This is a genomic window from Achromobacter sp. 01N37 (genome assembly GCF_056399725.1).
In genome coordinates this window covers 241,077-254,949 of the sequence record NZ_JBFTRX010000006.1, presented here as the reverse complement: position 1 = coordinate 254,949, position 13,873 = coordinate 241,077, and the positions used below count along the sequence as shown (strand labels likewise).

Annotated in this window: 12 protein-coding genes; 2 read left to right on the top strand and 10 right to left on the bottom strand. The window is 65.9% G+C overall.

Features of this window, described 5'->3' with window-relative positions; all coding sequences use genetic code 11:
- Positions 1-13: 13 nt before the first annotated feature.
- The gene (locus tag AC1DSJ_RS16640; RefSeq protein ID WP_054427557.1) at positions 14-808 is read right to left on the bottom strand and encodes a YggS family pyridoxal phosphate-dependent enzyme; all 795 of its coding nucleotides are present in this window, start codon (positions 806-808) and stop codon (positions 14-16) included.
- A gap of 431 nt (positions 809-1,239) precedes the next feature.
- On the opposite strand from AC1DSJ_RS16640, the gene AC1DSJ_RS16635 reads away from it, so the two are divergent.
- Positions 1,240-2,832: an argininosuccinate lyase gene (locus AC1DSJ_RS16635; RefSeq protein ID WP_441371660.1), complete on the top strand. Its 1,593-nt coding sequence runs from the start codon at positions 1,240-1,242 to the stop codon at positions 2,830-2,832.
- A 35-nt stretch (positions 2,833-2,867) separates the two neighbouring features.
- Here the strand turns inward: AC1DSJ_RS16635 and AC1DSJ_RS16630 are convergent, their stop codons facing one another.
- Positions 2,868-3,770 carry a LysR family transcriptional regulator gene (locus AC1DSJ_RS16630; protein ID WP_441371659.1) on the bottom strand — a complete coding sequence of 301 codons (903 nt, stop codon included), beginning with the start codon at positions 3,768-3,770 and terminating at the stop codon, positions 2,868-2,870.
- Between the two features lie 157 nt (positions 3,771-3,927).
- On the opposite strand from AC1DSJ_RS16630, the gene AC1DSJ_RS16625 reads away from it, so the two are divergent.
- A complete protein-coding gene (locus tag AC1DSJ_RS16625) occupies positions 3,928-5,331 on the top strand; it encodes an MFS transporter (protein WP_441371658.1) in 1,404 nt (467 codons plus the stop codon).
- Here the strand turns inward: AC1DSJ_RS16625 and AC1DSJ_RS16620 are convergent.
- The 8 genes from AC1DSJ_RS16620 to AC1DSJ_RS16585 all read right to left on the bottom strand — a co-directional run bounded on the left by AC1DSJ_RS16620 (position 5,328) and on the right by AC1DSJ_RS16585 (position 13,832).
- The gene (locus AC1DSJ_RS16620) at positions 5,328-6,737 is read right to left on the bottom strand and encodes an NAD(P)/FAD-dependent oxidoreductase (protein WP_342066825.1); all 1,410 of its coding nucleotides are present in this window, start codon (positions 6,735-6,737) and stop codon (positions 5,328-5,330) included. The two genes, AC1DSJ_RS16625 and AC1DSJ_RS16620, sit on opposite strands and share 4 nt — an antisense overlap.
- A gap of 172 nt (positions 6,738-6,909) precedes the next feature.
- Positions 6,910-7,281: a DUF805 domain-containing protein gene (locus AC1DSJ_RS16615; RefSeq protein ID WP_346551667.1), complete on the bottom strand. Its 372-nt coding sequence runs from the start codon at positions 7,279-7,281 to the stop codon at positions 6,910-6,912.
- 94 nt (positions 7,282-7,375) lie between these two features.
- A complete protein-coding gene (locus AC1DSJ_RS16610) occupies positions 7,376-8,146 on the bottom strand; it encodes a cache domain-containing protein (protein WP_346551665.1) in 771 nt (256 codons plus the stop codon).
- A 116-nt stretch (positions 8,147-8,262) separates the two neighbouring features.
- Positions 8,263-9,036 (bottom strand): FadR/GntR family transcriptional regulator, encoded by a 774-nt coding sequence (locus AC1DSJ_RS16605; RefSeq protein ID WP_441371657.1) that lies wholly within the window; start codon positions 9,034-9,036, stop codon positions 8,263-8,265.
- A 51-nt stretch (positions 9,037-9,087) separates the two neighbouring features.
- Entirely contained in the window at positions 9,088-9,873 is a 786-nt protein-coding gene (locus AC1DSJ_RS16600) for a nuclear transport factor 2 family protein (RefSeq protein ID WP_054427565.1), read from the bottom strand.
- Between the two features lie 9 nt (positions 9,874-9,882).
- Positions 9,883-11,313 (bottom strand): gamma-aminobutyraldehyde dehydrogenase, encoded by a 1,431-nt coding sequence (locus AC1DSJ_RS16595; protein WP_054427566.1) that lies wholly within the window; start codon positions 11,311-11,313, stop codon positions 9,883-9,885.
- Between the two features lie 255 nt (positions 11,314-11,568).
- The gene (locus AC1DSJ_RS16590; protein WP_175170990.1) at positions 11,569-12,534 is read right to left on the bottom strand and encodes a Bug family tripartite tricarboxylate transporter substrate binding protein; all 966 of its coding nucleotides are present in this window, start codon (positions 12,532-12,534) and stop codon (positions 11,569-11,571) included.
- Positions 12,535-12,575: 41 nt separating this feature from the next.
- Positions 12,576-13,832 carry a CaiB/BaiF CoA transferase family protein gene (locus AC1DSJ_RS16585; protein ID WP_427945055.1) on the bottom strand — a complete coding sequence of 419 codons (1,257 nt, stop codon included), beginning with the start codon at positions 13,830-13,832 and terminating at the stop codon, positions 12,576-12,578.
- Positions 13,833-13,873: the final 41 nt, after the last annotated feature.

Below are 13,873 nucleotides of genomic sequence, written 5' to 3'. Positions count from 1 at the left end.
TACTTCCTTCCCTTCAGTTTTCCGGCTTGCCCGTCGCAGGCCAGTAGTGGCTGTCGGGCAGCGCGCGCGATCCGTAAATCGCCTGGCCTACGCGCACGACCGTTGCGCCTTCTTCAATGGCCAGTTCGAAGTCACCCGACATGCCCATCGACAACTCGGCCAGGTCGATGCCTGCCGGGGCGGTCTGGCGCAGCGTGTCGCGCAGCTCGCGCAGGCGCACGAAGCATGGCCGCACGCGCGCGGCGTCGCTTGCGAAGAGCGCCAGCGTCATCAGCCCCTTCACGCGCAGCGATTGAAATGCGGGCAAGGCCTGCACGAAGGCGGCGGCGTCTTCCGGCGCCAGCCCGTACTTGCTGGCTTCGCCCGACGTATTGATCTGCACGAACACATCCAGCGCACGCCCTTCGGCCTGCAACCGGCGGTCGAGCTCTTCGGCCACGCGCAGGCTGTCCAGCGCCTGGAACTCTGACGCGAAGCGCGCAACCAGTTTGGCCTTGTTGGTTTGCAGATGGCCGATGACGGACCAACGCAGGTCGGGCAGGTCGCTCAAGGCTTCCCATTTGGAATACGCTTCCTGCACCTTGTTTTCGCCCAGATAGCGGATGCCTGCTTCGTACGACAGCCGCACGCGCGCCGCGTCCACGGTCTTGCTGACGGGCAATAGCCGCACGCTGCCGGCATCGCGGCCGGCGCGTTCGCAGGCTTGGGCGATGCGGTGTTGCACGGCGGCAAGGTTCGCAGTGAAGTCTTCGACCGTTTGGGCGGGCGGGTAATCCGCGTGAGCCAAGGCGTTGGTCGGTTGGGTCAAGATGAGTCTCCCGGTGCTGCTGAATGAATCCCGCCCGCGCGCGGGCGCGCGCAGTGCGTGCTGGAATTCTAGAAGCAAAGCGGCCTGACGGACCCGGCCACTTTTTGGCATCCCGCCATACCGCTATGAGATGCACGACGAACTGGGGCGCGTCAGGAATCAGGGCGCCTGGCTAACTCTCGTTCCCGCTCAGCGTCAGCGGCGTCGCCCCGCAATTTTTTTGCGCTGCGTCATCGCGTCAGGAACTATTCAGCCTGGAGGGCTCTTGTTACGCATTCGCGGGATATCCGTGTAATACCCGGTTTTCGGGCCGGGGGCTTTTCCATAAACTAGCCAACCGCCCTGGAGTCGGCTTCTCTATCGATCCCCCTATCGGCTTCGATGTCGACCGCCACAAGCACCCCAATAACGATTCCCATAACGAGAAAGCCATGAGACAGTTTCTTCCCACCCTGGGCGCCGCCCTGGTCTTGTCGCTGAGCACGCATGCCGCGCTGGCCCAAGCGGCGCCCGCGACGGCACCCGCCAACGCGCCCGCCGCTGCCGCGCCTGCCGCCACCGCCGTGCCGCGCGACCCCTTCTTCTGGCTGGGAGAAATCAACAAGGCCACCGCCGTCATCAACACCGATGAAGGGCTGCTGGACAAGTCCATGGCGCCGCGCCTGGCCGCAGGCGTGGCCAAGGTCATCAACGACGGCAACCAGCCCGGCGCCAAGCGCCCGGCCAGCGTCATTACCTTTGAACCCTTGCTGATCAAGGCGGCCGGCGAAGACGTGACCCTGCTGCATGCGGGCCGCTCCAGCCAGGACATGCACGCCACCTACCGCAGCGCCATCTTGCGCGACAAGCTGCTGGAACTGGCCGACCAGTTGAACAAGACGTCCACTACGCTGGTGGAACTGGCCGCCAAGCACGCCGGCACCGTCGTGCCGAACTACACCAATGGCGTGGCCGCGCAGCCCAACAGCTACGGACACTATCTGCTGGGCCAGGCGGCAGGCTTGGCGCGCGACGCGCAGCGCATCCGCGAAGCCTATGTGCGCATCGACCGTTCGCCCATGGGCACCACCGTGTTGAACGGCACCAGCTGGCCGCTGGACCGCAAGCGTATGGCGCAATACCTGGGCTTTGAAGCGTTGGTGGATAACGCCTACGATGCCTCGCAGATTTCGTCGATGGACCAGCCGGTGGAAGTGGCGTCGATCGTCACCAGCATCGCGCTGCGTACCGGCAACTTTGTTGAAGACGTCATGACCCAGTACGCGCAGTCGCGCCCGTGGATTCTGCTGGAAGAGGGCGGCGGCAATACCTATGTGTCCAGCGCCATGCCGCAAAAGCGCAACCCCGGTCTGCTGAATGACACCCGCAGCGACGCGTCCACCGCTATTACGCTGGCGATGGGCCCCGTCATCCAGACGCACAACATCACGCCGGGCATGAGCGACCCCAAAGACGTGAAGCAGAATTCCGCCATGGTCGACAGCGGTATCTCGGCACTCAAGCGCTGGGACCGCGTGCTCAAGGCCATGGTCATCAGCCCGGACCGCGCGCTGGAAGAACTGAACAGCGACTGGACCGCATCGCAGGAACTGGCCGACGTGCTGATGCGCAAGTACAAGCTGCCGTTCCGCGATGGCCATCACTTCGCCTCCGAAGTGGTCACCTACGCCAAGACCAACAACATCAAGCCCTTGGACTTCCCGTATGAACAGGCCCGCCGCATCTACGCCGATGCGATGAAGGATTCCAAGTACGGCAATGAACTGCCGATGAGCGAAGCCGAGTTCCGTTCCACGCTGGACCCGGTCGCCATCGTGAAGAACCGCGCCACCAGCGGCGGCCCGCAGCCGGCCGAGATGGATCGCATGCTGAAAGAAGCGCGCGAGCAACTGGCCTCGCAAGGCAAGTGGATCAAAGACCGCCGCGATCACATCAACCAGTCGCTTGCCGAATTGGATAAGAAGTTTGATGCGCTGGCGGCCACTGCGGCCACTGCGGCCACCGCGGCCAGTGCAGCCAAGTAAGCAGGAAAATAAGCGGCCAAATAACCCGCGTCGCGTCAGCGCGCGGGCAACTGCTGGACCGCGTCCAGCACGCACCCGCGCAGCCAGCGATGCGCGGCATCTCCGTCCATGCGGGGATGCCACAGCATCGACACCGTGAACGCGGGCATCGGGAAGGGCAGCGGGAAGCTGTGCATCCCGGTGCGCAGATTGCCCGTGTGCCGCTCGGGCACCGTGGCGATCAGGTCCGAGTGCCGGGCCAGCGCCAGCGCGGCGGAAAATCCGCCGACGGTGGTGGCGATATGACGCTTGCGTCCCGTGGCGGCCAAGGCGTCGTCGACCGGGCCGGTCTCACGATTGCGCCGTGACATCAGAATGTGGTGTGCGTTGGCGTAGCGGGCAAGCGTTACCTTGCCGCCGCTTAGCGGATGGCCGGCGCGCACGACGCCGATGAATCTATCTTGGAAGAGTGCGCGGGTGCGCAGTTCGGGGCTGGCGGCGTCACTGACCACGCCCGTATCCAAATCGACTTCGCCCTCGCGCAGCGGCGCGCTGTCTTTGTCCGCTTTCTGCATGAAGCGCAGCCGCACGCCCGGGGCTTCCCGGCCGATGCGGTTGAGCAGAATCGGCCCGACATTTTCCACAAACCCGTCGCTGGTTCGTAGCGTGAAGGTGCGCTCCAGACGCGCCAGATCCAGCTGTTCGGCAGGGCGCAACACTGCTTCGACGTCTTGCACCAGCGTATGCACCCGGCCGCGCAGCTCAAGCGCCCGTGGCGTAGGGACGAGGCCACGTCCGGCGCGCACCAGCAGCGGGTCGCCCGTGGTTTCCCGTAAGCGAGCCAGTGCGCGGCTCATGGCTGATGGGCTCAAGCGCAGCCGGCGCGCCGCGCGCGCGACGCTGCCTTCGTCCAGCAGCACGTCCAGGGTGATCAGCAGATTAAGGTCGGGGGAAGCCATGTCGCAAACGTAGCATGGCGGCGCGCAGATGTGCGCGTCATGACATGGCGTTCCGTGCAGGTATTCAATGCAAATGCTGCGTCTTCCGCCTAATGACGCACAAGTCTAGGATGGTTTCAGCGCGCCATGTTGGCAAGCCATTCCTCTAGGCCTGATCGTGCAATCTTCTCATCCCGTTATGCCTGCTTCCCGGCCATTACTGGCCAGCCTGTCCTTGGCGATGCTGTTGCCCGCGCTTGGCACCAGCATTGCGAACGTGGCGTTGCCGACGCTCGCGCAAACCTTTGATGCGGGCTTCGCCCCGGTGCAATGGGTGGTGCTGGCGTATCTGCTGGCCATCACCACGGTGATCGTCAGCGCAGGGCGCTTGGGCGATGTGATGGGCCGCCGGCGGCTGATGCTGCTGGGCATCGGCCTATTCACGGCGGGGTCGCTGTTGTGCGGCGTGTCGCCGTGGCTGGGCGGGTTGATCGCCGCGCGTGCCGTGCAAGGGGTGGGGGCCGCCATCATGATGGCGCTGACGATGGCGTTCGCCAGCGTGGCCGTACCCAAGGAGAAGACGGGCAGCGTGATGGGGCTGCTGGGCACAATGTCGGCCATCGGCACCGCGCTCGGTCCGACGCTGGGCGGCGCGCTCATCAGCGGATTCGGCTGGCCGTCGATTTTCCTGATCAATCTGCCCTTGGGCGCCGCGCTGTTTGGCTTGGCTTGGCGGCATTTGCCTCAGGACACTGCGCATGCCGCTCAACCCGGGGCGCGCTTTGACGCCACGGGTTCGGTGCTGCTGGCGGTGGGTGTCGCCGCCTATGCGTTGGCGATGACGGCAGGCGGCGGCCTCGGCGTAACCACCCTGGCGCTACTGGCGGTCGCGGTGATCGCCGCCGCAATGTTCGTGCGAGTGCAGGCAAGGTCGGCATCGCCGTTGATCCGGCTGGCGCTGTTTCGCGAACCGATCTTGAGCGCTGGCGTAGCGACGAATGCGCTTGTCTCCACCGTGATGATGACGACGTTGGTGGTTGGCCCGTTCTATCTGGCGGGCGCGTTGGGCCTGGACGCGGCGAGAGTGGGGCTGGTGATGTCTTGCGGACCCGCCGTGGCCGCGTTGGCCGGTGTGCCGGCGGGCCGCAGTGTGGACCGTTACGGCGCGCAACGCGTGATGCTGGCCGGGCTCGTCGCGATGACGATAGGCGCAACGCTGTTGCCGCTGGCGCCGTTGACGTTTGGCCCAGTGGGCTACGTGGCGCCGCTGGTGGTCATCACCAGCGGCTATGCGCTGTTTCAGGCGGCCAACAGCAGCGCCATCATGGCGAGCGCCGGGGCGGATCAGCGCGGTGCGGTCTCGGGCCTGTTGAACCTGTCGCGCAATCTGGGGTTTATTACCGGGGCATCGTTGATGGGCGCGGTATTCGCGTGGGCGTCCGGCGCGGGCGACGTGCGGATGGCGCCGCCCGCCGCGTTGGCGGCAGGCATGCGTGGCACCTATGCGTTGGCGGCGGCGTTGCTGGTGCTGGCCGTGGCCATTGCCGCCATGGGCCAGCGCCGGGCGCGCGTGCCGGCTTAGAACGACACCATGTCGGCGGGGTTGATCAAGCCCCTGACGCCCAGCGCGCCCTTGATCAGCGGAATCGCAACGGGCGACAGATGACGGCCCAGCGGAATGCCGGCGTGATCAAAGCGCGTCAGCATGGCGTAGTCATTGTTGCGGCCGGTCAGGTCGTCGCTGATCGCGCGGCCAATGCGCACCGTCTGCGCCACGCCGTGCCCGCTCCAGCCGTGCACCATGTATACCGGCACGTCGCCCGCGCTTTTGCGGCTGTCGGTTGCGCCGTTCAAGGTCAGGTCGCTGATGCCGCTCCAGGAATATTCCAGCTCGGGATTTTCCAGTTGCGGGAACACGGTCTTGATGCGGTCGAGCAGGTAGTTGTTGACGTCACGCGGTGACCACGAGTTGCCCGTGCCTTGTCCGCCAAACAGCAGGCGGTTGTCGCGCACGGGGCGGTAGTAATCGATTTGCAGTTGCGTGTCGTAGACCGGCAGGCCGGATGGGATGAGCGCGTCCAGCGTATTGCCCAGCGGCGGTGTGACGGCCACATAGGTGAAGAATGGCACGGTGGTGGCGCTGCCCGGCATGAACTGGAACGTGGCGCTGTGCACGGCCAAGACCACGGCCTTGGTGGCCTTGAGCGCGCCCTGCGCCGTCTTCACCAGCGTGCTGCCCGGTGATTCTTCGATGGCTTGCGCGGCCGTGCCGTCATACACCCTGCCGCCCAGTTTCACGAAGGCGTGAATCAGCCCGCGCAGCAGGGCCAGCGGCTGCACCTGGCCGCCGCCGCTGTCGATGGCGGCGCCGAAGTAGATGTCGGACTTCACGTGCTGCTCGTTCAATTGATGGCGGCCAATGATCTTGACGCTGTCATCGCCCAGGCGGCGGCGCGCATCGGCGTTGTCGACCAGCGCGCCCATGTGGCCTGCGTGCACCGCTGCCGTGATGTGGCCGTATTGGCGGTCGCAATCGAAGCCGTGGCGGTGGCGCAAACCGTCCACGGTTTCCATGGCTTCGACCGAGGCAAAGCGCCACAGCCGCTGGGCTTCATCGGGCGACAGGTTTTCCAGCATGGTGCCGGCTTCCCAACGCGCCAGCCCCGGCGTCATCTGGCCACCGTTGCGGCCGGACGCGCCCGAGCCGATGTGGTCTTTTTCGATCAGCACGACATCCACCCCCGCTTCGGCCAGGTGCAACGCCGTGGATGCGCCAAGCAGGCCGCCACCGATGACGACAACTTCGCAATGCAGGTCGCCCGGCAAGCCGCCGAAGGCGGGCCAGTCCGACAACGATGCTTCGTAGTAGTTGGCGGGCATGGGATCGGACGCGCTGGCGTCGCTGCGCCAGTTCCAGATGCGGGGGTCGATGCCCAGCCGCGTGGGCACCTTGCGTGCGTCTTGCAGCAGCTCTGAAGGCGGCAGCATCGAGGCCGAGGGCGAAACGCCCGCGGGCGCCAAGGTCAGTGCGGCGGAATGCTTGGGCCATAGGCCCAGCGCACCCACGGCGCTTGCCGCGGTGGTCGCAACCGCGGTTTTTAGGATGAAATCGCGTCGGTTCAGTGTCATGTCTAAGGTCCTGGATTCAAGGGCTTTCGGCTTACGCCATCACCGGCGCGGGGGCAGGGCCGTAGCGGTTTCGTCCGCGCGCGCTGGCGGGCAGCATGAATGCCTGCAAGAGCAGCGTGCCGGCGACAGGCACGGCGTGCAGCAAGCCCCACCAGCCGCTGCGGCCGGTGTCGTGCAAGCGGCGGATCGTCACGGCCAGCGCGGGCAGCAAGGTCAGCAGCAGAAAGCCCGCGGTGTACCAGCCGAACAGAATCTCGGGGTTGGCGACGGCGGCCGCGCGTTCGGCGGCGGAAATCGCCAGCACGGCCAGGATTTGAAACAGCACGAAGATCCAGTACTCCTTGCGCGAGGCGCGGCCGTTGAAGACGGCGTAGTGTTTCAGGGCTTGCAGATACCACTTCATGGGGTTCTCCAGTTTGCAAAAGATGTGCGCCGGCCGCGCCAGCAAGGGCGCGGAGCGTACGAAGTCAATGGGAGTGGGGCGTGGCCCCGGCGCGTCAGCCGGGGTGGCGCAGCGGATGCGCGCTGGCGGGATGGCCGCGTGGCGTGCGGGACGGCGGCGTTGGCAGTACGGCCAGGCGCAGCGCGTTGGGAGCGCCAATCAGGCGGTCGCCGTCTTTGGCTTGCCACAGGGTGCCGGGGCGGACACCGCGCGCGGTAGAGGTCACGACGCGTGAGTCTGCGTTCAGTACGAGCGCCGGCGTGCCGATGCTGCGCAAGGCGGGCAGCAGCATGCGGTCCAGGGTGGAGACCAGTACGTCTACGGCCGCCACACCGGCGAACGCATCGCCGACCAGCACCGGATGCGCAGCGGTGATGGTGTAGGCGCCGTTGCAGATGTAGTCCACATACGGGCCTTCAATGATGGGGCGGTGGCGGCGGGCGGGCTCATCGAACCAGGCGAAGGCACGGAAGTCCAGCCGGCGGCGCGTTTCCTGATTGCGTTCCAGCTGCGCTTGCTGCAAGGATCGCCCCTCTTGGTGCCACCACTCCAGCGTCCAATAGCCGTCTTCGGGGCCTTCGGGCGCGGCATAGCTGGCAAAGCCCGCGCCGTTGCACCAGGGGTTCAGGCGCAGCGCCACCTGGATGTGGGTCTGCAACGCGCGCCGCTGTTCGGCCGACAGCCGCAGGCCGCTGTCCGGGGCCGGCGTTTGGCCCGAAAAAATCTGGGCCGTGGCGTCCGCCAGTGCGCTTGCGGTGTTCTGCGCATCGTTCAAGACGCATTCCAGAATGCCGTTGGCGCGATCGATGTTTGCGTCTTCGTTCATCTGCCGTCTCCTCTTTGCCTGGGGGGGGGGCTGCTGTTTTCAGCAGCCTGTTTCAGCAGCCTACCCAGCGGCTTTTTCCAGCCGTCTTGTTCAGCGGGCGTTGTCAGTCACTGTTGTCAGCGGGTTGGTGGCGGGCTTGCTGTCGGCTGGGGGGGCGGTTGACCCCCCAGCGCATCCAGCCGCAGTTTGTGTTCCAGCAGGCAATCCGTCATTGCGCCGATCATGTCTTGCGCCCGTTCACCGCTAGCGGCTTCGTCGCCTTGGGTCAACGCCTCTTGCAAGCGCCGGTACGCCGCCACGGCGTCGGCATGCAGCGTGGCGTCTTGATACAGCGATGCCGCAAGCGGCGCCCATTCCGCCTGCACTTCCAGTTCCTGGTTCGCCAGCCGGGCCGACTGCGCATGGCTGGCCAGCATCAGCAGGCAGCGCATGTCGGCCTGCGCGCGCGCTTGCGGGTCAGCGGCCGCTTCGAACAGGTCGATCTGTTGCGCCAGCCGCTGGTGTTCATCCGGTGTGGACCGCTGCGAGGCAAGCCTTGCGCTGTGGCTGATCAGGGCGCAATGCAATTCGCCCAGATCAGCCAGATCGCCCGAAGTGGCCAGGCGCAGCGGATGGCGGTCACGCAGCATGTCCGCCGGCACGGGGCAGACAAAGCTGCCGCCGTTGCGCCCGCGCCGGGTGTCGATCAGTTGCCGCGCACGCAGCGTGTTCAAGGCTTCGCGCACGGTCACGGGCGACACCCCCATCAGGCGCGACAGCTCGTTCTCGTTGGGCAGTTGCTCGTCGGCATGAAGCAGCCCCGCAACGATGGCGTTGCTGAGCCGTTCAACAACCTGATCCGAGCGCGTGCCTTGGCCGATGGGGGCATAGACGATGGCGTGGGCGGTCATGGGCGGACTCCGGGGCGGAAAAGAGAAACGTGCATCATGCCATGGGCGCCGTCAGAAGATGCCGTGAGCGTGCGCCGCCTGCCGGTCGTCCGGCACCGGCATGATGGCGTCCCAGAGTTCAGCGACCTTGCCGTCTTGGACGCGCCACAGTTCGAAGTACGCGTGGCGCGTGCCGGCGATGCTGCCTTCCGAATGCGTCAGCACGAAATCGCCTTCGGCCACGCTGCGGTGGGTGCGGCTGTACTTCAGTTCCTGGCCGTCTTTGCGCAGCTGGTTCAGAAAGTCGATGACGGCCGTTGTGCCGTCGGCGATATCCGGGCTGTGTTGATGGAAGCCTTCGCCGTTGCCGTAGTCGCTGAATGCGGTGTAGTCGCCTTCAATCAGTGCACGCTTGAAGAAGGCCGTGACCAGGGCGCGGTTGGCGTCGGTGTCTTGGCCCGCACGGGGTTCCGTCGGGCCGTCCAGCTGCGTGCGGCCGCTGGCGTTGGGCGCGGCTTCGGGCACCAGCCCGTCCCAGTGTTCGACGATCAAGCCATCGGCCACGCGGTAGATGTCGAAGCCCACCAGGGGCTCGGCATCCAGACCGGTGTAGCGGCCGTGCAAGGCGACGAGATCGCCATCCACCAGCACGCGATGCGCGTCGTACTGAATGGCGGGGTGGTCGTGCAGCAGCTTGAACAAGCCGTCGATGCCGTCCTTGACCAGCGCGGAGTGTTCGATGAAGGCCGGCGAGAACAGGCGTTCCAGCGCACCCGTGTTGTGCAGGTTGAACAGTTCATGGTGCGCGCGAGTGACGAGCTCGCGCGTGCGATCGGCTTGCGTGTGGATGGATGTCATGGCCGGTCCTTAGTCGTGAGCGCTCATCACGTGCTTCACGCGCGTGTATTCCTCGAAGCCATAGGCGGACAAGTCCTTGCCGTAGCCGCTGCGCTTGAACCCGCCATGCGGCGCTTCCGCTACCAGCGGGATGTGGGTGTTGATCCACACGGTGCCGAAGTCCAGCTCGCGCGACAGGCGTTGGGCGCGGCCGTGGTCGCGCGTCCAGACGCTGGAGGCCAGGCCGTATTCCACGTCGTTGGCTTTGCTGATGGCGTCTTGTTCGTCTTTGAACTTCTGCACGGTGATGACCGGGCCGAAGACTTCCGTCTGGATGGCTTCGTCTTGCTGTTGCAGGCCGGTGATGACGGTGGGTTCGAAGTAGTAGCCGGGGCGCGCAGCTTGGCGGCCACCGGTTTCGACGCGGGCATGGGCGGGCAGGCGCTGGATGAAGCCTTGCACGCGTTCCAGTTGGGCGGCGTTGTTCAGCGGGCCGTAGAGCGCGTCTTGGTCGTCCGGCTCGCCAAAGCGGGTGTCGCGCGCGGCGGCGACAAGTTTCGATACGAACGCGTCATGCACGGATTCGGCCACGATCACGCGGGTGGCGGCGGTGCAATCTTGGCCGGCGTTGAAGTAGCCGGTCATGGCGATGTGCTGCGCGGCGCGGTCCAGGTCGGCGTCTTCGAAGATGACGACGGGCGCCTTGCCGCCCAGCTCAAGGTGGGCGCGGGTCAGGTTGGCGGCGGCGGAGGCGGCCACTTGCAGCCCGGCGCGCACTGAGCCGGTGATGGATACCAGCGCGGGCGTCTTGTGCGACACCACCTTGGCGCCGGTGGCGGCGTTGCCCAGCACCACGTTAAAGGCGCCGGCGGGGAAGAAGGGCGCGGCAATCTCGGCCAGCAGCAGCGTGCTTTCGGGGGTGCTGTCGCTGGGCTTGAGCACGACGGTGTTGCCCGCCGCAAGCGCCGGCGCGATCTTCCACACGGCCATCATCAACGGGTAGTTCCACGGCGTGACTTGCCCGACCACGCCCAAGGGTTCGCGGCGGATGCTGGAGGTCAGGCCTTCCATGTATTCGCCCGTGGCCTTGCCTTCCAGGAAGCGGGCGGCGCCGGCGAAGAAGCGGATCTGGTCGACGCACACGGCGACTTCTTCAGAGGCGATCAGGTGTTTGAGCTGGCCGGTGTTGCGGCTTTGGGCGTCGACCAGGCGGCTGCTGTTTTCGGCGACCGCGTCGGCCAGTTTCAGCAGCGCCTGCTGGCGCGCGGAAGGCGTGCTGCGGCCCCAGGTCTTGAACGCGTTGCGGGCGGCGGCGTAGGCGGCGTCAACGTCGGCATCGTTGGCGTTGGGAGAGCGGGCGATCGGCTTGCCGGTGACGGGGCTGATCAAATCAAAATACTCGGAGCCCGAGGACTCCGCGTATTGGCCGTTGATGAAATGCTTGAGGGTGGGCATTGCCATGGTCTTCTCCCGGAATTAGGGATGGGTGGGGTGGTGTCTCCAATAAATATATTCTCTGATGTTATAGGTATTAATTCTGCTGGGGTTAACCCGGTAACTCGGTCACGCGGTAGGCAGTGGCCAGTAGCGAGGAGCCAGTAGCCAGTAGCCAGTAGCCAGTAGCCAGTAGCCAGTAGCCAGTAGCCCGGCGCCGCCCCATGAAAAAGCCCAGGCGCAAGGCCTGGGCTCGTTCTATGCCGGGTGAAGCGAAAGACGCTATTCCGCTTTCAGCCCCGCCTGAACAATCAGTGGCTGCCACTTCAGACGTTCGCTGCGGGCAAAGGCGGCCAGTTCGCCCGGCGTGCCGCCGCCCGGTTCATGCCCCAACTCCAACAGACGTTGCTGCACTTCGGGGCGCGCCAGAATCTTTGTCAGTTCGGCGTTCAGCTTCTGCACGACGGCGGGCGGCGTGCCTTTGGGGGCGTACAAGCCATTCCACGCAATCACCTGAAAGTCTGGTAAGCCTTGGGCCGATACGGGCTTGACCCCGGGCAGCAGCGCCGATTCCTTCAATGACGTTACCGCCAGCGCGCGCAGTTTGCCGCCCGTGATGAACGAGCGCGCGGCGCTGACGGTGTCGATGCCGATCTGCACCTGGCCGCCCATCAGGTCGGTGGTGGCGGTGGCCGAGCCCTTGTAGGGAATGCCGCGCAAGCTGGACACGCCTTGCTGCTTGAGCAGTTCAAACACTAGCCGCGCCGTGGTGCTGGGCATGCCGACGTTGACGCTGTCGGTCTTGGCCTTGGCGGCGTCGCGCAAGTCGGCAAGGCTCGTGTAGGACGACGCGGGCGTGGTCAGCAGCACCATCGGAAACGAGCTGACCAGCATGATGGGTTCGAAATCTTTTTCAGGATCGAAGTTGGTGGACGCGTACATGTACTGGTTCAGCACATGCGTGCCGTTCGTGCCCATCAACAGCGTGTAGCCGTCGGGCGTGGCGCGCGCCGCTTCGGACGCGCCGATGTTGCCGCCCGCGCCGGGCCGGTTTTCGACAATGACGGCTTGCCCTAGCGCCTTGGCCAGGTACTCGCCCAGGTAGCGGCCGGCCACGTCGGTGCCTTGCCCGGCTTGATAGGGAACGATGATGCGTATGGGTTTCGAGGGGTAGCTGTCGGCCGCGGCCGCAGGCTGCGTGAACAGCAAGGACGCCGCTAGCGCGGCGATCAAGCGTAGTGTCTTCATGGTGGTCTCCTGGATTTTTTTATGGGCGGTCGGTCGTGTTGCTACGGCTTCGAAGGAGGCCTGCGTGGCAAGACGCCCAGCTCGCGCAGGGCCGCGATGTGGGTGTCGTCGAGGCCGGCCTCCCGGAGGACCTCGTCGGTGTGCTGCGCATAAGCAGGGGGCAGGCGGCGCAGGCGCGCGGGCGCATCCGACAGGCGAGTGGCCGCGCCGATGCCGTGATAGCCGTCGCGGTCGATGCGCATGCCGCGGTGGCGCGTGTGTGCGTGCTCGAACGCTTCCGGCACCGTATGGACGGGGCCGACGGGTACGCCCAGCTGCATCAGGTCGTGGCAGACGGTGTCGCGCGCGCGATGGGCAAGCGCTTCGTCGATGGCGGTGCGCAGCGCATCGCGGTGTTCCAGGCGCTGGCGGTTGGTGGCAAAGCGTTCGTCTTCCAGCAAGGGCGCCAGGCCGATGTAGTCGCAGAACTTGCGGAACTGGCGGTCGTTGACGATGCCCAGGAAGATGTCGCCATCGCGGCAGGCATAGCGGTCATACGGTGCGATGTTGGGGTGCGCGCTGCCCAGCAGGCCCGGCGTGCGCTGCGTGTGCATCCAGTTGGCGGCGTGCGGCACCAGCAGGCTGAGCGCGGTGTCGTATAGCGTGGCCTCAACGCGCTGGCCGCGTCCGGTGCGTGCGCGGTGGTACAGCGCCAGCAAGATGCCAGCCTGCGCGGTGTAGCCCGTCAGGTGGTCCACGATAGGGATGCCGATGCGCGTGGGGCCGCTGGCGGCGTCGCCGTTCACGCTCATCAAGCCGCACATCGCTTGCAGGATGGCGTCGTAGCCCGGCAGGCCGCCCAGCGGGCCGTCTTCGCCGAAGCCGGAAATGGCGCAATAGATCAGTTGGGGAAAGCGGGCCTTCAAATCCGTTTCGTAGTCCAGCCCCCACTTGGCCATCGTGCCGGGAATGAAGTTCTCGACCAGCACATCGGCATCTTCCAACAGGCGCAACAACACGTCGCGCCCTTCTGCGCGTGACAGGTCCAGGCCGATCGCGCGCTTGCCGCGGTTGACGGCGGTGAAGTAGGCGGCGTCGCCGTCGGCATTGACGGGCGGGCCCAACATGCGTGTTTCGTCGCCGCCCGGCGGCTCGACCTTGATCACGCTTGCGCCCTGGTCCGCCAGCATCTGAGTGCAAAGCGGCCCCGCCAGCACGCGGGAAAGATCAATGACCCGTAAGCCTGCCAACGCGCCCGGCGCGCGGGCGTTGGGGGCGTCGGGGGCGTGTGCAGCATGCTCCGATGAACCAGACATCATTGACCTCGTTATGGTCATGTCCGACGCGCGGGCGGCAAGCG

Excerpts from the sequence above, each read along its gene's own strand:
- AC1DSJ_RS16635 (WP_441371660.1), top strand. The coding sequence starts at position 1,240 with ATGAGACAGTTTCTTCCCACCCTGGGCGCCGCCCTGGTCTTGTCGCTG.
- AC1DSJ_RS16630 (WP_441371659.1), bottom strand. The coding sequence starts at position 3,770 with ATGGCTTCCCCCGACCTTAATCTGCTGATCACCCTGGACGTGCTGCTG.
- AC1DSJ_RS16620 (WP_342066825.1), bottom strand. The coding sequence starts at position 6,737 with ATGCTGCCGCCTTCAGAGCTGCTGCAAGACGCACGCAAGGTGCCCACG.
- AC1DSJ_RS16615 (WP_346551667.1), bottom strand. The coding sequence starts at position 7,281 with ATGAAGTGGTATCTGCAAGCCCTGAAACACTACGCCGTCTTCAACGGC.
- AC1DSJ_RS16610 (WP_346551665.1), bottom strand. The coding sequence starts at position 8,146 with ATGAACGAAGACGCAAACATCGATCGCGCCAACGGCATTCTGGAATGC.
- AC1DSJ_RS16605 (WP_441371657.1), bottom strand. The coding sequence starts at position 9,036 with ATGACCGCCCACGCCATCGTCTATGCCCCCATCGGCCAAGGCACGCGC.
- AC1DSJ_RS16600 (WP_054427565.1), bottom strand. The coding sequence starts at position 9,873 with ATGACATCCATCCACACGCAAGCCGATCGCACGCGCGAGCTCGTCACT.
- AC1DSJ_RS16595 (WP_054427566.1), bottom strand. The coding sequence starts at position 11,313 with ATGGCAATGCCCACCCTCAAGCATTTCATCAACGGCCAATACGCGGAG.
- AC1DSJ_RS16590 (WP_175170990.1), bottom strand. The coding sequence starts at position 12,534 with ATGAAGACACTACGCTTGATCGCCGCGCTAGCGGCGTCCTTGCTGTTC.
- AC1DSJ_RS16585 (WP_427945055.1), bottom strand. The coding sequence starts at position 13,832 with ATGATGTCTGGTTCATCGGAGCATGCTGCACACGCCCCCGACGCCCCC.